Source organism: Porphyrobacter sp. MBR-49, assembly GCF_053628655.1.
On sequence record NZ_JBRJGU010000009.1, the window covers coordinates 93,162 to 109,941 of the forward strand.

Annotated in this window: 16 protein-coding genes; 11 read left to right on the forward strand and 5 right to left on the reverse strand. The window is 61.7% G+C overall.

Translation table 11 applies throughout. The features are described from left to right. Window positions 1-28 precede the first annotated feature (28 nt). Together hisI and ACSSV3_RS12855 are read right to left on the reverse strand one after the other, a co-directional pair. The gene (gene hisI / locus ACSSV3_RS12850) at window positions 29-424 is read right to left on the reverse strand and encodes a phosphoribosyl-AMP cyclohydrolase (protein WP_354326448.1); all 396 of its coding nucleotides are present in this window, start codon (window positions 422-424) and stop codon (window positions 29-31) included. A gap of 411 nt (window positions 425-835) precedes the next feature. Further along, window positions 836-1,522 carry a ComF family protein gene (locus tag ACSSV3_RS12855; RefSeq protein WP_354326449.1) on the reverse strand — a complete coding sequence of 229 codons (687 nt, stop codon included), beginning with the start codon at window positions 1,520-1,522 and terminating at the stop codon, window positions 836-838. 101 nt (window positions 1,523-1,623) lie between these two features. Between ACSSV3_RS12855 and ACSSV3_RS12860 the strand changes: the two genes are divergently transcribed. Then, entirely contained in the window at window positions 1,624-2,346 is a 723-nt protein-coding gene (locus ACSSV3_RS12860) for a methyltransferase domain-containing protein (protein ID WP_354326451.1), read from the forward strand. On the opposite strand, the gene ppdK is transcribed toward ACSSV3_RS12860, so the two are convergent. From ppdK to ACSSV3_RS12875, 3 genes are read right to left on the reverse strand one after another with little or no spacing between them, the layout of a single operon-like run. Then, entirely contained in the window at window positions 2,343-5,015 is a 2,673-nt protein-coding gene (gene ppdK / locus ACSSV3_RS12865; protein WP_354326453.1) for a pyruvate, phosphate dikinase, read from the reverse strand. The genes ACSSV3_RS12860 and ppdK overlap by 4 nt on opposite strands. 43 nt (window positions 5,016-5,058) lie before the next feature. Continuing rightward, window positions 5,059-7,551 (reverse strand): glycine--tRNA ligase subunit beta, encoded by a 2,493-nt coding sequence (glyS, locus tag ACSSV3_RS12870; RefSeq protein ID WP_354326502.1) that lies wholly within the window; start codon window positions 7,549-7,551, stop codon window positions 5,059-5,061. Continuing rightward, a complete protein-coding gene (locus tag ACSSV3_RS12875) occupies window positions 7,548-8,486 on the reverse strand; it encodes a glycine--tRNA ligase subunit alpha (protein ID WP_354326455.1) in 939 nt (312 codons plus the stop codon). The genes glyS and ACSSV3_RS12875 overlap by 4 nt, the downstream gene beginning before the upstream one ends. Window positions 8,487-8,726: 240 nt before the next feature. Between ACSSV3_RS12875 and ACSSV3_RS12880 the strand changes: the two genes are divergently transcribed. The 10 genes from ACSSV3_RS12880 (at window position 8,727) to ACSSV3_RS12925 (ending at window position 16,730) form a co-directional block, all read left to right on the forward strand. Further along, complete coding sequence (locus tag ACSSV3_RS12880; RefSeq protein ID WP_354326456.1) at window positions 8,727-9,641, forward strand: TraB/GumN family protein; 915 nt, start codon at window positions 8,727-8,729, stop codon at window positions 9,639-9,641. 19 nt (window positions 9,642-9,660) lie between these two features. Continuing rightward, window positions 9,661-10,584, forward strand: a complete 924-nt coding sequence (locus ACSSV3_RS12885; RefSeq protein ID WP_354326458.1) for a TraB/GumN family protein — start codon at window positions 9,661-9,663, stop codon at window positions 10,582-10,584. Between the two features lie 115 nt (window positions 10,585-10,699). Beyond that, entirely contained in the window at window positions 10,700-11,332 is a 633-nt protein-coding gene (locus ACSSV3_RS12890; RefSeq protein ID WP_354326460.1) for a 50S ribosomal protein L25/general stress protein Ctc, read from the forward strand. An 89-nt stretch (window positions 11,333-11,421) separates the two neighbouring features. Then, window positions 11,422-12,000, forward strand: coding sequence for an aminoacyl-tRNA hydrolase (gene pth / locus ACSSV3_RS12895; protein WP_354326462.1), 579 nt, complete (start codon window positions 11,422-11,424; stop codon window positions 11,998-12,000). Further along, window positions 11,997-12,416, forward strand: coding sequence for a DUF1330 domain-containing protein (locus tag ACSSV3_RS12900; RefSeq protein WP_354326464.1), 420 nt, complete (start codon window positions 11,997-11,999; stop codon window positions 12,414-12,416). Before pth ends, ACSSV3_RS12900 begins: the two co-directional genes overlap by 4 nt. A 5-nt stretch (window positions 12,417-12,421) precedes the next feature. Next, window positions 12,422-12,928 carry an AAA family ATPase gene (locus ACSSV3_RS12905; protein ID WP_354326466.1) on the forward strand — a complete coding sequence of 169 codons (507 nt, stop codon included), beginning with the start codon at window positions 12,422-12,424 and terminating at the stop codon, window positions 12,926-12,928. 30 nt (window positions 12,929-12,958) lie between these two features. Beyond that, window positions 12,959-13,963, forward strand: a complete 1,005-nt coding sequence (locus tag ACSSV3_RS12910) for an SDR family oxidoreductase (RefSeq protein ID WP_354326468.1) — start codon at window positions 12,959-12,961, stop codon at window positions 13,961-13,963. Beyond that, window positions 13,963-14,349: a VOC family protein gene (locus ACSSV3_RS12915; RefSeq protein WP_354326469.1), complete on the forward strand. Its 387-nt coding sequence runs from the start codon at window positions 13,963-13,965 to the stop codon at window positions 14,347-14,349. Before ACSSV3_RS12910 ends, ACSSV3_RS12915 begins: the two co-directional genes overlap by 1 nt. A 3-nt stretch (window positions 14,350-14,352) precedes the next feature. Next, window positions 14,353-15,453: a redox-regulated ATPase YchF gene (ychF, locus tag ACSSV3_RS12920; protein WP_354326471.1), complete on the forward strand. Its 1,101-nt coding sequence runs from the start codon at window positions 14,353-14,355 to the stop codon at window positions 15,451-15,453. A 59-nt stretch (window positions 15,454-15,512) separates the two neighbouring features. Beyond that, a complete protein-coding gene (locus ACSSV3_RS12925) occupies window positions 15,513-16,730 on the forward strand; it encodes an alkaline phosphatase family protein (RefSeq protein WP_354326473.1) in 1,218 nt (405 codons plus the stop codon). Window positions 16,731-16,780: the final 50 nt, after the last annotated feature.

The window sequence follows — 16,780 nt, forward strand, 5'->3', positions numbered from 1 at the left end:
CGCTCCATACCTTCCCTTTACGTGAGCGTCAAGTCTTGACCTTAACGAGAACAGGCCCGTCGGCGCCAGTTTCCACGCGTCGATAAAAGCAGCTTTGCTGTCCGGTATGGCAGGTCGGCCCCGCAGGCCGCGCGCGGATCACCAACGCATCTTGATCGCAGTCCACCAACACTTCTTCGACTTCGAGAACATTCCCCGAAGTCTCACCCTTCATCCACAAACGCCCGCGTGATCGTGACCAGAAATGCACGCGCCCGGTGGCAAGCGTCGCATCGAGTGCCTCACGGTTCATATGCGCCACAACCAGCACCATCGACGTTGCATGATCGACCACCACTGCGGTCAACAATCCAATGGCGTCGAATTTGGGCGCGAAAGTGGTGCCGGTCTCACGTTCATCAGTTGTCAAATGGATCTCGGTCAAATCAGGCTCCATGCGAACTTATGTTGCGTGAAGAAAGGCGTTCGATACCGTTCATAAGGGCCGCATCGCTTCCTAGCGATGATTGTTGCACGTTCACAACAGGCGCACGTAAAAAAATCGCCAGATCAAGGTTTCGCCTTCCGCATTGCCTGACACAATGAAACAAAGGCGTTAGATCTCTTAACGGAGGTTCTCAACCGAATAGCGGCACCGCCCGGTGTCACGTTTGGGGGTGGTCGGGCCGCAAACTGGCAACGGGGTGCCAGTGCGACCGATTGAACGTAAGGGACAGGATCCTGTCGGCCAACTTAGGGGGTGGCCGATAAAACCCGGAAGGGTGGATCCACACCGTTTCGTCACGTGGCGCCCGAGGCTTACAAAGCCTCGGGCGTTATGTTTTTATGGCAGGCGCTATCGATTGATCAGGCGTTTGTCAGTATCAACCCGCGCAAAGCAGGCCACCGCAATGCTGGCTGGACGGGTTTGCACGATCGCAGAGATACAGGCGCGGCTGGTCGCTCCGCTGGTAAAGACATCGTCGATCAGGATCACATCGCGTCCCGCCATAAGGCCTGCCCTCGCTGCGTTTAATACGATCGCGCCTGCCAAGGCCCTATCGCGCGCTTCGCGGCCCAGACCGCCCAAACTCGGCGTGCGCTTTCGGCGGATAAGCCCATCGACACAGGGTTCACCCTTTCCCAGGCAAGCCAGTTCGTTGGCCAGCAATGCTGCCTGATTGAACCCGCGGTGCCATAATCGCCAGCGATGCAGCGGGACTGGCACCAGCAACGGCGGGATGGCGGTTGCGGGCAGGCGTGCTGCGATCATGCTGGCAAGCAAGCGGGACAGCGCAATTCGCCCACCATGTTTGTAAGCCAGCACCAGCTTGCGCGAGGTGTCGTTGTATAGCGTTGCCGCGTAAATCGGTGTGCTGCCTACCTCCTCCGCCCCAGCCGCCGGGATATCGAGCGAGGCCCAGCATTCACCGCACAGCCCGTGCTGATCGGCAAGCGCGACACCGCACGCAGGGCAGCGCGGCGGATAGATCATATCCACCACAGGACGAATACCTTGGGCTAGCTGAGCGACCACTGCCATCCACGCAACTGTCGCATGGCTTGCGCTATACTGGCAAGCGCGGCAGGGCGCTGATGATGAGCCTGAGCCAAGTCCCCACCATCTTTTCGGAACGCCGCCGCGTGGCACGCGTCCTTCGCTCTGCCAAGCGCCGCCTGCATCGGGGTGATACAGCCAGCTTTCTGATCGATGATATTGCCGATGACATGATCGAACGCCTAGGCTTCGTCCGGCACAAGCCCAAGAGCGCATTGGTGATCGGCACCGGCGGCCATACGCTTGCGGATTATCTGACGTGCGGCGATGCCGCGCTGACTTTCGGCGCTACCGCCGATTCGGCGCAGCCGCTGCCCGAAAGCGGCTATGATTTTATCGCCGTTATCGGTCAGTTTGATGCGGTCAATGACCTGCCCGGCGCCCTTATTCACTTGCGCAACGCGTTAACCCCCGGCGGGTTGGTGATCGCCAGTTTTATCGGCGGCCAAAGCTTGCGCGCCCTGCGTGCTGCGATGCTCGCTGCTGAGCCTGATCGTCCGGCTGCGCGCATTCATCCGATGGTCGATGCCCGCGCCGCGCCGCAATTGCTCCAGCGCGCAGGCTGGAAAGACCCGGTGGTTGATACCCACACGCTGACCGTGCGCTATTCCAATCTCGACCGACTGGTTGCAGACCTGCGCGATCAGGGGCTGGGCAATGCGCTGGCACGCCCCGGCCCGCCGCTTGGCAAAGCCGCCTTGGCCCGCGCCCGCGCCGCTTTCGCTGAACGGGCCGATGACGATGGCAAAACCACAGAAACCTTCGAGATCGTCACCCTGACCGGGCGGCGTTCCCTCGCCGGAACCTAACCCTTCGCCAGCGCGGCCTGTGCCGCTGCCAATCGCGCAATCGGCACCCGGTATGGTGAGGCGCTGACATAATCGAGCCCGACCTTTTCGCAAAAAGCAATGCTAGCCGGATCGCCGCCGTGTTCGCCGCAAATGCCCAGCTTGATACCCGGCCGCGTCGCCCTGCCCCGCTGCGCCGCCAGTTCGACCAACTGGCCGACGCCCTCGATATCAAGGCTGACGAAGGGATCGCGCGGGAAAATGCCTTTGTCGACATAGGTGCTGAGAAACTTTGCCGCATCATCGCGCGACACACCCAGTGTCGTCTGCGTCAAATCATTGGTGCCGAAACTGAAGAACGCACCCTCCTCGGCAATCTCGCCCGCCATCAACGCTGCGCGCGGCAGTTCGATCATCGTGCCGACGAGGTATTCCACTCGCGTGCCGACTTCGGCGAACACCGCTTCAGCCACCCGGTCGATCAACGCGCGCAAGATCGCCAATTCGCGCTTGGTCGCGACCAGCGGGATCATGATTTCGGGCAACGGCGCCTCACCGCTTGAAGCCTTCACCGCGCACACGGCTTCGAAAATCGCGCGCGCCTGCATTTCGTAGATTTCAGGATAAGTGATCCCAAGGCGGCAGCCGCGATGGCCCAGCATCGGGTTGAATTCGTGCAGCTCACCCGCCCGGCGCTTGAGATGATCGACCCCCAGCCCGGTCGCATCGGCCAGTTCGGCAAAATCCTCATCCGCGTGGGGGAGGAATTCGTGCAGTGGCGGATCGAGCAAGCGGATGGTGCACGGCAGCCCAGCCATCACCTCAAAGATCGACGTAAAATCAGCGCGCTGTTCGGGCAGTAGTTGATCCAGCGCGCGGCGGCGGCCGGCCTCGTCATCGGCAAGGATCATCTGGCGCACCAGGCTGATCCGGGACGCTTCAAAGAACATATGTTCCGTTCGGCACAGCCCGATGCCTTCCGCGCCGAATTGCCGCGCCATGCGGCAATCTTCTGGCGTTTCGGCATTGGTGCGCACCTTCATCCGCCGCAATTCATCGGCCCAAACCATCAGCGTGCCGAAATCGCCCACCAGTTCCGGCTCAACCGTGGGCACGATGCCGAGCATGACCTGCCCGGTTGCACCATCGAGCGTGATCGCATCACCTTCCGCCAGTTCGTGCTGCCCGATCCGCAGCGTGCGGGCCGCGCGGTCAATCGACACCGCGCCTGCGCCGGACACGCAAGGGCGGCCCATTCCGCGCGCGACCACCGCCGCGTGGCTCGTCATTCCGCCTCGCGCGGTGAGGATACCCTGTGCGGCGTGCATCCCGTGAATATCCTCGGGCGAGGTTTCAACGCGCACGAGAATCACCTTCTCCCCGCGCCCGGCCCATTGTTCAGCCGTATCGGCATCAAGCACGATCTTGCCCGCCGCCGCGCCCGGCGATGCAGGAAGCCCGGTGGTCAGCACATGGCGTTCGGCCTTGGGATCGAGGGTCGGGTGGAGCAATTGGTCGAGCGCCATCGGATCGACCCGCCGCACCGCCTCACGCGTGTCGATCAGACCTTCTGCCACCATATCGACCGCCATCTTGAGCGCGGCCTTGGCGGTGCGCTTGCCCGAGCGGGTTTGCAGCATCCACAAGGTGCCGCGTTCCACGGTAAACTCGATGTCCTGCATATCCTTGTAATGCAGTTCGAGCAGATCGAACACGCGGGCCAACTCGGCATAGGCATCGGGCAGCGCCTCTTCCATGCTCAGCGGCTTGGCCCCGGCGGCTTCGCGTGCGGATTTGGTGAGGTATTGCGGTGTGCGGATGCCCGCGACCACGTCCTCTCCCTGCGCGTTGATCAGGTATTCGCCGTAATAGGCGCGCTCCCCCGTCGCCGGATCGCGGGTAAAGGCGACCCCGGTGGCGCTGGTGTCGCCCATATTGCCGAACACCATCGCCTGCACATTGACCGCGGTGCCCCAATCGGCGGGAATGTCATTCAACCGGCGGTAAACCTTGGCGCGGTCGCTATCCCAGCTATCGAACACCGCGCGGATGGCGCCCCACAGCTGTTCGTGGACGTCCTGCGGGAACGGGCGGCCCAGTTCCTGTTCGACAATCCCTTTGAATTCGCTGACCAGCGCCTGCCAGTCTTCAGAGGTCATCTCGGTATCGTTATAGAAGCCGTTGTCTTCCTTGACGATCTCCAGCGCTTCTTCAAACAATCCGTGATCGAGGCCGAGCACGACGTCGGAATACATCTGGATAAACCGGCGATAGGAATCCCACGCGAAGCGGGCGTCCCCCGATGATGCCGCCAGGCCTTTGACGGTCGCATCGTTGAGGCCGAGATTGAGCACGGTGTCCATCATCCCCGGCATCGAAACCCGCGCGCCTGATCGCACCGATACCAGCAGCGGATCGCCCGCATCGCCGAAATTCTTGCCCACGCTCCCCTCAACATGGGTTAACGCAGCGGCGACGGCGGCTCGCAATTTGTCCGAGAAATCCGCGCCATCTTGCAGATAACGCACACATTCTTCGGTGGTGATGGTGAAGCCCGGCGGCACCGGCAGGCCGATGCTGGCCATTTCGGCAAGGTTTGCGCCCTTGCCTCCGGTGATGGTTTTATCCTTCTGGCGCGGGTCGGAATGGTCGGCTTTGCCCCCAAAAACATAGACCGTCTTCAATGTCATGGCAGTTCCCGAGCAGTTGGTTAATTGGGAGCGATAGGGAAAATCATCCCTCGATCCGGCTGAAATCCGCGACCCGGTGCACCGCATCGCGAAACCGCGCGAGCAGCGCCAGCCGCGCGGCGCGTTTGTCCGCTTCGTCGGCGTTGACAATCACCTCTTCGAAGAAGCGGTCGATGGGCGCACGCAAGGTCGCAAGCGCCGCCATCGCATCGGCGAAGCGCTCTGCCTCCACCGCCTCGGCAGCGCGAGGGGCCGCAGCGGCAAGCGCATCGATCAGCGCCTGTTCGGCAGGTTCGGGGGTGTATGAGATACCAATATCCCCGTCGTCCCGGCCCCCGAGCCGGGATCCCGCTTCTTCATCTGCGTCAGAAGTGGAGCGGGACCCCGGATCAAGTCCGGGGAGACGGGGTTGCGTATCCCAACCTTCCTTCTTGAGGATATTCGCCGCACGCTTGTAGCCCGCGAGCAGGTTCGCCCCATCCTCAATCGTGACAAAGGCCTGCAGCGCATGGACACGGTCGAGCAAGCGGACGAGATCATCCTCCCCACCAAGCGCGAAGACCGCGTCGATCAGGTCGTGCCGGACGCCCGCTTCGCGTTGCTGGACTTTGAGGCGATCGATGGCAAACGAAAGCAAAGAGCTCGAAAAAACGCTAAAACTCTCAAATTCAGACGATTGACCGGGGTTACCGGAAAATGAGACTAAATATGGCTCGCCCTTGAAGCGAACGTCGAAGTTCTTGCTGTCAGTGAACTTCAATGTGAAGCTACGATAGTCGCGCCAAATTTCCGACCAAACTTGGCTCCTAGAGACATCCTTGAAAAGCTTGCTCTCCATCAAATCGAAGAAACGCGGCCATGCAAGCAGATCGAAAACTGGCTGTAAAACCTTCTTAAAGTCAGCCCGCAGATTATTTTCGAATATCAGTTGCAAAATTCCGTTGACCGCCCGCCTCAAAGCAAACGGATCCTTCGAGCCAGTAGGCTTTTCATTGATAAAAAAGAACGCTCCGAGCGTATCCAACTTATCCGCCAAAGATACCGCCACCGTCACCGGAGCCGTCGGTACGTCATCGCCCTGCCCGACCGGCTTGTAGTGATCGCGGATCGCTGCGGCGACTTCTGGCGCCAGGCCTTCCTTGGCGGCGTAATATCCGCCCATAAGGCCCTGCAATTCCGGGAATTCGCCGACCATCTCGGTGACCAGATCGGCCTTGCACAGCTGCGCGGCCTGATCGGCCATGTCGGCCAATGCCTCGCGAGTCCCCGCGAAGGCGGGGATCTCAGGCGATGGAGTGCCATTCTGCGGGAGGTCCCCGCCTTCGCGGGGATTCGCGGCGGGGCCAACAATCCCCTCCTCAACCAGCCACCGCGCCAGCTTCGCCACGCGATCAACCTTGTCGGCGACCGTGCCCAGCTTCTCGTGAAAGGTGATCCGCGACAGCCCCTTCGCGTGCTCCGCGAGCGTTTTCTTCTGATCCTGCTCCCAGAAAAATCGAGCGTCCGAGAGCCTTGCAGCCAGCACCTTGCGATTGCCATCAACCACCACAGCGGGGTCAATCGCATCGATATTGGCGGTGCAGATGAAGGCGTTCGCCAAAATGTGAGTCTCCGCGCAGGCGGGGACCTCAGTCAATTGTGCGCCACTGCCTGAGGCTCCCGCCTGCGCGGGAGCTCGCGTAGCGACAAAATACTTCTGGTTCACCCGCGCGGTCAGCTGAATGACTTCGGGCGGCACATCCAGGAACGCCTCGTCAAAGCGCCCCAGCAGCGGCACCGGCCATTCGGTCAGTCCGGCGTTCTCGATCACCAGCCCTTCATCGGCGACCAGTGTCAGACCCGCGTCCGCCGCAGCCTGCGCCGCGCCGTTGCGGATGATCGCGGCGCGTTCTTCGTGATCCACGATGACATGGCAGGCGCGCAGTTTCTCGGCATAATCGTCCGCGCTGCCGATGGTGATCAGGCCTTCGTGATGGAAACGATGCCCCGCGGTTTCACGCCCACTGGCGATGCCATCGACCGCACACGGCACCACTTCGCCATCGAGCAATGCGACAATGCCAGAAAGCGGCCGCACCCAGCGCAGGCTCTCGGTCGCAATCGACGCTGCGCCCCAGCGCATCGACTTGGGCCAGCTGAAGTCGCGGATAATCGCGGGGATCGCCGCGGCCAGCAAGTCTGCCATCGCCCGGCCCGGTTGCTCGATCACCGCGAAGTAAGTCATCCGGCCTTTGACGTCGCGCAGTTCCAATTGATCGCGTGCAACTCCGGCCTTGCGGCAGAACCCGTCAATCGCGGCATCGGGCGCGCCTTCGGGCGGGCCTTTCGCTTCCTCGCTCACCGCTTCGGTCGCCAGCGGCAATCCGCGCGCGATCAGCGCAAGGCGGCGCGGGGTTGACCAGATGGTGAGATCACCCACCGTAACGCCCGCCGCGTCCAGTTCACGCCGGAACAGCTTTTCGAGTTCGGCGCGCGCACCCGCCTGCATCCGGGCCGGGATTTCCTCACAGCGCAGTTCGAGCAGGAAATCGCTCACAACACCCACCCCGGATATTTCGCTTCCCATTCGGGCGTCATCTTTTGCGCATAGGCCTCACACGAAGACCGTGCCAGATCGCGCACCCGTCCCATGTAACTGGCGCGTTCCTGCACCGAAATCACGCCGCGCGCCTGCAACAGGTTGAACACATGGCTTGCTTCGACCGCCTGTTCATAGGCCGCAATCGGAACGCCTGCGGAAAGGGCATTGCGGCATTCAGCCTCGGCTTTGGCAAACAGGTCGAACAATGCGTCTGTATCCGCCACCTCGAAGTTCCATTTCGACATCTGGCGTTCGTTCTCAAGGAACACCTCACCGTAAGAAACCCCGGCGGTGTTGAACGCCAGATCATAGACGTTGTCGACGCCCTGAATATACATCGCGAGACGCTCCAACCCGTAGGTCAATTCGCCCGCTACGGGCTTGCAATCGAACCCGCCCATCTGTTGGAAATAGGTGAACTGCGTCACCTCCATCCCGTCGCACCAGACCTCCCAGCCCAGCCCCCATGCGCCGAGCGTGGGCGATTCCCAGTCATCCTCGACAAAGCGGATATCGTGCGCCAGCGGGTCGATACCGATGGCGTTGAGGCTTTTGAGATAGAGCTCCTGAATGTCTGGCGGCGAAGGCTTCAGGATCACCTGATACTGGTAATAATGCTGCAACCGGTTGGGGTTTTCGCCGTAGCGCCCATCTGTCGGGCGACGGCAGGGCTGCACAAAGGCGGCGTTCCACGGTTCCGGCCCCAGTGCGCGCAGCGTAGTCGCGGTGTGGAACGTCCCCGCCCCCATGCGCATGTCATAGGGTTGCAGGATCACGCAGCCCTGCGCGCTCCAGAAATCATGGAGGTTCAGGATCATGTCCTGAAACGAACGAGCCGGATCGCGGGCCGGCAGGCCTTGGGCGGGCGTAAAAGAAGGGACGGCGTTCATGGCGGCTCGCCATGGCCCAACACCCCCTAAGGGTCAATGGTGCGATGCAGCAAGTGGTGGGACATGAGATGGACAATGCCAAATGGCTTGCCGGATTGTCTTTGGCTGGCAATAATCATTCATAAGAGCTGATCGTCTACCGCGCTTGCCTTTTGGGTCATCGGCACAAAGGCAACTCCTTACCCGTTTCTCAGACTGACTAAATCGCTGAAATTTTATGCCTTGATGAAAGGAAACCCTGTGAAACTTGCCTCTCTACTCGCCCTCACCGCTGCCCCTCTCGCGCTGTTTGCGGGCAGCCCCGCGCTCGCTGATGACCACGCGACGACCGAAGCTGTTGTGCCCGCAACTATCGGTAACGGTCCCGCGATGTGGAAGGTGGCTGATGAAGACACCACGATCTACCTGTTCGGCACCGTCCACGTGCTTCCCGAAGGAATCGACTGGTACGATGCCACCATCGCCGATGCGCTGACCGGATCGGATATCATCGTTACCGAAATCCGGATGGATCCGGGCAGTGAGGCCGCGCAGCAGCAGCTGGCCATGTCCAAGGGAGTGCTGCCGGCGGGCACCACGCTGCGTTCGCTGCTGTCCCCGGAACAGACGATTATTTATGAAGCCGCGCTGGCCAAGGTCGGTGCTCCCCCTGCCGCATTTGATCAATTCAAGCCGTGGCTTACCGGTCTCACATTGTCGCTGATCCCGTTGATGCAGCAGGGTTACACGCCCGGCGCAGGGGTGGAAAAGGTGTTGTTGTCCAAGGTCGACGATAAGCCGCAAGGTGCATTGGAAACTGCCGAATTCCAGTTCGACATTTTTGATGGAATGGATCAGGCCGCGCAGATCACCTTCCTGATGGAGGCGGCTGAAGGCATGGACGAAGTCAAACCGATGCTTGACCGGATGGTTGCCAAATGGGCCGAGGGCGATGCCGATGAGCTCGCCGCGATCATGAACGAAGGGATGACCGATCCGGCAATTGCCGAGGCGTTGCTCTATACCCGTAACGCCAATTGGGCGGAGTGGGTGGACACGCGGCTCGATGAACCTGGCACGGTGTTCATTGCGGTTGGCGCGGGCCACCTTGCCGGGGTCAGGAGTATGCAGGATTACCTTGCCGAAAAAGGCATCACTGTGACGCGCATCAAGTAACCGGCACAGCGGAATAGCAATGAACTTGACCGGGGCCGGCATGGTGCAGCTTGTGCGCAGCAGCTTCACAGCGATGCTGGCCCCGATCCTGTTGCTTGGCCTCGTCGGTTGCAGTGATGCCCCCGGTGATGAGGCAGACGGCCCACCGCCCAACCCGCTCTTGTATGAAATCGCCAGCGCCGATGGCACGGTGGAGGGGTGGATGCTCGGCACCATCCATGCCCTGCCCGATGGCACGAAATGGCGCACGCCAGCGATTGCCTCTGCCATAAACGAGGCCGATTTGCTTCTGGTGGAAATTGCTGCCCTGGATAATCGCGCCGCGCTGGCCGAGACATTTGCTGAATTGGGCACCACGCCCGGCCTGCCGCCCATCGCCGAGCGTGTTCCTGCCACCCTTGCCCCCGCGCTGGCAGATATGCTCGATCGTGGCGGGTTGGATAGCGGCAGCTTTGCATCGACAGAAACCTGGGCTGCGGCGCTGACGCTGGCGCAACTCAGCGCGGAAGGCGATCCGGCCAACGGCGTTGACCGCGCGCTGATCCGCGAATTTTCCGGTCGTCCGGTGCGCGAGTTGGAAGGCGCGCGGGCGCAACTGGCAATTTTCGACCGTCTACCCGAAGCCGATCAGCGTGACTTGCTGGCTGCTGTGATAACGCAGGCCAGCGACGCGAAAGCACAGGCACAAAAACTGCGCCGCGCTTGGCTGACGGGTGATGTCGCCGCGCTTGATGAGGCGACCCGCAGCGGCATCCTTGCCGATCCCGAACTGCGTGAGGCTTTGCTGGTGCAGCGCAACCGCGCATGGGCCGAGGCGATTATCCCGCTGCTCGAAGATGAGCCGCGCCCTCTGATTGCGGTCGGTGCGGCACATCTGGTGGGGGTCGACGGGCTGGCAAGCCTGCTGCAAGCGGCAGGCTACCGCCTCCGGCGCCTGCCCTAAACAGGTTGCCTTTCGCGGCGCTTGCCTCTAAGGGCCCGCGCTTCGGCGCTCCGGTCATCCCTGGAGGCGGTGCGCGCGATAGTCTTTATTCAACACGCATTCGAAAGGCACTATTATGAGCGACGCTCTGAACCTGCCGGCTGAAGCGCGCGAACGGGCTGGCAAGGGAGCCTCCCGTGCAATTCGCCGCGAAGGTCGGACTCCTGCCGTGATTTACGGCGGCAAGGAAGAACCCACCATGATCCACGTCGAGGAAAAGGAACTGGTCAAGCAATTGATGACCGGTCACTTCATGAACTCGGTCGTCAATCTTGAGATCGGTGGCAAGACCGTTCGCACATTGCCCAAGGATGTGGCGTTTCACCCCGTGACAGACCGTCCGCTCCACGTCGATTTCCTGCGCCTTACCGGCGACAGCAAGGTCGAAGTGCAGGTGCCGGTGGTATTCGTCAACGAAGATGCCTCGCCAGGCCTGAAGAAGGGCGGCGTGCTCAACGTTGTCCGTCACGAGCTTGATCTGCTGTGCCCCAACGCCAACATCCCTGAAGAAATTCAGATCGACGTTACCGGCAAGGACGTTGGCGATGCGATCCATATCAGCGAAGTCACCCTGCCCAAGGGCGTGACCAGCGTGATCACCGATCGCGATTTCACCATCGCCACACTGGTCGCCCCGTCCGCGCTCAAGCGCAGCGAAGGCGCTGCGTCGTCCGACGACGCTGCTGTCGAGGAAGCTACCGAAGAATAACCCAACACAGCCACCAACGGCTGATGAACGCCGGGCTTCGCAAGAAGTCCGGCGTTTCGTTTTGGGTGAGGTATCGTTAGAGGGTCATCATGCAAATCTGGGCTGGCCTTGGAAATCCTGGACCGCGCTACGCGCTCCACCGCCACAATGTTGGCTTTATGGCGGTGGACGTCATTGCCCACATGCACGGATTTGGCCCGGTGCAGAGCAAGTTTCAGGGCTGGGCGCAGGAAGGACGGATCGGCGGTTCCAAAGTGCTGCTGCTGAAACCCGCCACATTCATGAATGAAAGCGGGCGCTGTGTCGGAGAGGCGCTGCGGTTCTACAAACTAGGCACCGATATCTTGACCGTCTTCCATGATGAGCTTGATCTTGCCCCGTTCAAGGTAAAGGTGAAACAAGGCGGCGGCACGGCGGGACACAATGGCCTGCGATCGATTGACCAGCATTGCGGGGCAAGTTTCCGCCGCGTGCGGCTCGGCATCGGCCATCCGGGGCACAAGGATCGCGTGACCGGCCATGTGCTCGGCAATTATGGCAAGACCGAAGAAGATGACCTCGCCGCGATGCTCGGAGCCATCGCGGCTGAGGCGGAATGGCTCGCCAAGGGCGATGACGCGCGCTTCATGAATGATGTTGCCTTGAGGATGCAGGACCAAACACCATGACAACCGCCGTTTTTCGCGATGTTAGCCCCGAACAGGGTGCCGCCTTTTTCGGATTGCCCGACGAAGGCCCGGTCGTGATGCTAAATCTGTTGCGCTTTCGCGACTGCGCTGACTACGCTCACGCTCCAGAGCTTACACCTGAGACCCCTATTTCCGGGCGCGAGGCCTATAAGCGCTATATGCGGGACATGCTGCCGTTGTTGGAACGCAGCGGCGGTGAGGTGCTGTTTTCCGGAACCAGCGCGCACTTCCTGATCGGCCCGGCAACCGAAACCTGGGATTATGTCTTGCTGGTGCGACAAGAAAGCAAGGCCAGCTTCCTCGCCTTTGCGAGCGATCCTGAAAGCCAGAGGATTGCCGCCCACCGCACCGCCGCAATCAGCGATTCCCGCCTGTTGCCGGTCCGCGCGGACTGACGACCATGCGCCGCGTGCTGATCATCGGCCCGTGCGGTTCGGGTAAAAGCACCCTCGCCCGCGAACTGGCACCGCTGCTTGGTCTACCGCTGATCCACATGGATCAACTCGGATGGCAGGATGGCTGGGTCGAGACTCAGAAGGCCGAATTGCACGCCCGGCTAGCCGAAGCCGTCGCGCAGGATGAGTGGCTGATCGAAGGCAACTACGGCAGCACGCTCCTGCCCCGGCTCAAACGGGCGGACACGGTAATATATCTCGATTTCCCGATTGCCCTGTGCCTGTGGCGGTTGATCCGGCGGATCGTGACGCATCGCGGGCAAGCGCGGCCTGATATGCCCGCAGGCTGCCCCGAACGCTTTGACCTCGCGTTTTTCTGGTATGTGTTGAACTGGAACCGCGGCCCGCGCCCGCGCACCGAGGCCGCCATCGCGCCATGGGCAAACAAGATCATCCGGCTTGAATCTCCAAGCGCGCTTGCACTCTGGCGCGAACACAATAACCTTGCGTGATCCTGTTTCCGGTCACGAAGGAACCTGTCCATGCCCCGTATCAATCGCCGTTCGCTGATCGCCGCCGCCGCAGCTACCGGTGCGCTGGCCGCAACACCGCGCGCCAGTGCTGCTGCTGAACCCGTTTATCGGCCTGATGCGAACTATGCAGGGAAAAGCGTGCTCGTCACGGGCTGCTCATCCGGTTTCGGACGGCTGACGGCAGAACTGCTCGCGCGTCAGGGTGCGCGGGTGTTTGCCACGATGCGCGGCCTGCCCCGGCGGGAAGCGGAACAACTGCGCATCCTTGCACTGAACGAGCGTCTCGATCTGCACGTCATCGAAATCGACGTGATGTCTGACGATCAGATCGCTGACGGGGTGGCCGAGGCCGAGATGATCAACGGCGGGCCGATTGATGTGCTGGTCAATAATGCGGGCATCGGCATCACCTCTCCGGTCGAAGTGCAGGACATGGAAGCCACCCGGCTGATGTTTGAAACCAACGTGTTTGGCGCGCATCGCATGGCGCGCGCGGTGCTGCCGGGGATGCGCAAGAAAGGCGCGGGCCAGATCATCCAGATTTCCAGCCAATTGGGCCGTGTGATCGCACCCTATTCCGGGCATTATTCCGCCACCAAATTCGCATTGGAGGCGATGAGCGAACAGCTGGCCTATGAACTGGTGCCGCACAATATCAACGTCAGCATCATCCAGCCCGGTGGCTATCCCACCAAAATCTGGGTCAACCGCAACGCCTATTCCGGCGCGTTGAAGGAACGGGCCCACGAACGCCATACTGATGGTTATCCGCAACAAGTTGAACGCATGGGACAAGGCGATGGCTCTGGCAGCGGTGCCGATCCCATGGATGTGGCGCGCGCGATTGCCGGGCTGATCGCACAGCGACCCGGCACCCGCCCGCTGCGCCTGCCGGTTCATCCCGGAAACAAGCCGCAAGTGCCGATCAACGAAGTCGCCGCGCAGGTGCAGACCGACTGGCTCGGCGGATCGCCGCTGGTCGGGCCGCTGGTGCGCAGCGTGCATGAGCGGTGATGCGGCTCAATCAGGTAACCGTCGGCTGCACGGATTATGCTGCATCGGTGCGGTTTTACACGTTGCTGGGGTTGACCCAGATTGTTGACGCGCCGCCGCGCTACGCCCGGTTTGAAACTCAGGGCGGCGAAACCTTCTCGATCCATCAGGTCGATGCGGTGGCCGCACCGACCTCGGTGGTCTATTTCGAGATCGAAGAGCTTGACCGGACGGTAGCAATCCTCAAAAGCGCGGGCTTGCGTTTCACAACTGATCCCGTCGATGAAAGCTGGGGATGGCGCGAAGCACGGTTGCGCGATCCCGCAGGCAATGAAATCTGCCTGTTCTGGGGCGGCCAGAACCGACGCTTTCCTCCCTGGCGCATCGACGGCAAAACCAAGGATTGAAGTATGGGTTTCCGCTGCGGGATTGTCGGCCTGCCTAATGTCGGCAAGTCGACCTTATTCAATGCACTCACCGAAACGCAGGCGGCGCAGGCAGCCAATTATCCGTTTTGCACGATCGAGCCGAACGTGGGGCAGGTCGCGGTGCCGGATGAACGGCTGCAAAAGATCGCGGCCATCGGCAAAAGCGCCAAGATCATCGAAACCCAGTTGGGCTTTGTCGATATCGCCGGGCTGGTGAAAGGCGCGAGCAAGGGCGAAGGGCTTGGCAACCAGTTCCTCGGCAATATCCGCGAGGTAGACGCGATCGTCCACGTGCTCCGGTGCTTCGAGGATGACGATGTCCAGCACGTCGCCAACAAGGTCGATCCGATTGCCGACGCCGAAGTGGTCGAAACCGAGTTGATGCTGTCGGATCTGGAGAGCCTAGAGAAGCGCGTCCCCGCAGCGGCCAAGCGCGGTGCGGCGGGTGACAAGGAAGCCAAAGCGATGGCGAGCGTGTTGGGACAAGCGCTCGAATTGCTGCGTGAAGGCAAGCCTGCCCGCCTGACCGTTCCCGGCGATGACGAGGAAGCGCGGCTGTTTGCTCAGGCGCAGTTGCTGACCGCCAAGCCGGTGCTCTATGTGTGCAACGTGGCCGAAGAAGACGCGGCGACGGGCAATGAATTGACGGCCAAGGTGTTCGCCAAGGCCGCAGCCGAGGGCGCCGAGGCGGTGGTCGTCTCCGCCGCGATTGAGGCCGATCTGGTGACGATGCCAATCGAAGACCGGGGCGAATTCCTCGAAGCGCTTGGCCTATCCGAAAGCGGCCTCGCCCGCGTGATCCGCGCCGGATACAAGCTGCTCGGCCTCAAAACCTTCTTCACCGTCGGCCCCAAGGAAGCGCGCGCCTGGACGTTCCATGACGGCGCAAAGGCCCCGCAGGCAGCGGGCGAGATCCACACCGATTTCGAACGCGGTTTCATCCGTGCTGAAACGATTGCCTATGACGATTACGTCACGCTGGGCGGCGAAGCGGGCGCGAAAGAAGCGGGCAAGCTGCGGCAGGAAGGCAAGGAATATGTCGTGCAGGATGGCGACATCTTGCTGTTCAAGTTCAACGTCTGAACCGCCGCATCAATCCTGCCGTCTCGCAATTGTCGCGTCCTGCATCTAGGAAGCCCGTTATGCGCCATATCCTGATCCTGCTCGCCGTCCTGTTCATGCCCGCCCATGTCGCGGCGCAGGATGAAACGTCGTCCGAAGTCCGGCCCGTCACCCTGCTGATCGGAATTGACGGATTTCGCAGCGATTACCTGACCCGTGGGATCACCCCGCGCCTCAGCGCGCTGGCAGCACAAGGGGCAAGCGGGGCGATGAGGCCGAGTTTCCCGACAAAGACCTTCCCCAACCACTACGCCATGGTCACAGGGATGGTGCCCGATCGCAGCGGCATTTCGGGCAATTCGATGATCGACCCGCGCCGTCCCGGCCAGATGTTCACGATGGGGAACGCGCGGCAAGCGCTCGACCCGTTCTGGTGGGACGAGGCCGAGCCGGTGTGGGTCACCGCTGAACGCGCCGGAATCCGCACCGCAACCGTGTTCTGGCCCGGCAGCGAAGTCGCCATCCGCGGCGTGCGACCGAGTGACTGGCTGCGGTTCGATCAGAACATCGGCAATGTGCAGCGGGTGAACACCCTGCTCGACTGGATGCGGCGACCGGCAGCGATCCGCCCGGCCTTCGCGACGCTCTATTTCGACACGGTCGATACCCAGGGCCACCGCTTCGGCCCCGACAGCGCCGAGGTCAACGCCGCGCTGGCCGAGGTCGACGAACGGATCGGTGATCTGGTTGACGGGATTGCGGCGCTGGGTGTGCCGGTGAACCTGGTGATCGTCGCCGACCACGGAATGCGCCAGACTGACGAGAGCCGGGTGATCCAGCTTGATGATCTGATCGACCGCGAAAGCTACATCGCGGTTGAAACCGGGCCTTACGCCGCGATTGAGCCGGTGACTGGCACCGATGACCGCGTGGCAAATGCACTGCTGGTGCCGCATGGCCACATGACCTGCACCCGCAAGGAAGACCTGCCCGCGCGGCTGAAATACGGCACCAACCCGCGCGTGGCGGCGATCATCTGCCTCGCGGAAAATGGCTGGACGATCCTGTCCGGCCCGCCCGCTTACCCGGTCAAGGGCGGCGCGCATGGCTATGACAATGCCGATCCGGAAATGCTGGCGCTATTCATCGCCCACGGCCCGGCTTTTGCCGAGGGCGAGCAGATGGCGGTGTTCGACAATGTCGCGGTGGCAGCACTGCTGCGCGCGACGCTCGGGCTGCCCGAGGATGCGGACGCTGATGGAAAGCTGGCGGATGTGCGTGCGGCGCTGCGGCGCTGATGCGGGCGATAGGTGCGCGGGGCAGGCTGCGGCGAAAGGCTTGGAACGGG

Excerpts from the sequence above, each read along its gene's own strand:
- ACSSV3_RS12925 (WP_354326473.1), top strand. The coding sequence starts at position 15,513 with ATGCGCCATATCCTGATCCTGCTCGCCGTCCTGTTCATGCCCGCCCAT.
- ACSSV3_RS12910 (WP_354326468.1), top strand. The coding sequence starts at position 12,959 with ATGCCCCGTATCAATCGCCGTTCGCTGATCGCCGCCGCCGCAGCTACC.
- ACSSV3_RS12905 (WP_354326466.1), top strand. The coding sequence starts at position 12,422 with ATGCGCCGCGTGCTGATCATCGGCCCGTGCGGTTCGGGTAAAAGCACC.
- pth (WP_354326462.1), top strand. The coding sequence starts at position 11,422 with ATGCAAATCTGGGCTGGCCTTGGAAATCCTGGACCGCGCTACGCGCTC.
- ACSSV3_RS12915 (WP_354326469.1), top strand. The coding sequence starts at position 13,963 with ATGCGGCTCAATCAGGTAACCGTCGGCTGCACGGATTATGCTGCATCG.
- ychF (WP_354326471.1), top strand. The coding sequence starts at position 14,353 with ATGGGTTTCCGCTGCGGGATTGTCGGCCTGCCTAATGTCGGCAAGTCG.
- ACSSV3_RS12900 (WP_354326464.1), top strand. The coding sequence starts at position 11,997 with ATGACAACCGCCGTTTTTCGCGATGTTAGCCCCGAACAGGGTGCCGCC.
- ACSSV3_RS12890 (WP_354326460.1), top strand. The coding sequence starts at position 10,700 with ATGAGCGACGCTCTGAACCTGCCGGCTGAAGCGCGCGAACGGGCTGGC.
- ACSSV3_RS12885 (WP_354326458.1), top strand. The coding sequence starts at position 9,661 with ATGAACTTGACCGGGGCCGGCATGGTGCAGCTTGTGCGCAGCAGCTTC.
- ppdK (WP_354326453.1), bottom strand. The coding sequence starts at position 5,015 with ATGACATTGAAGACGGTCTATGTTTTTGGGGGCAAAGCCGACCATTCC.
- ACSSV3_RS12855 (WP_354326449.1), bottom strand. The coding sequence starts at position 1,522 with ATGGCAGTGGTCGCTCAGCTAGCCCAAGGTATTCGTCCTGTGGTGGAT.
- ACSSV3_RS12875 (WP_354326455.1), bottom strand. The coding sequence starts at position 8,486 with ATGAACGCCGTCCCTTCTTTTACGCCCGCCCAAGGCCTGCCGGCCCGC.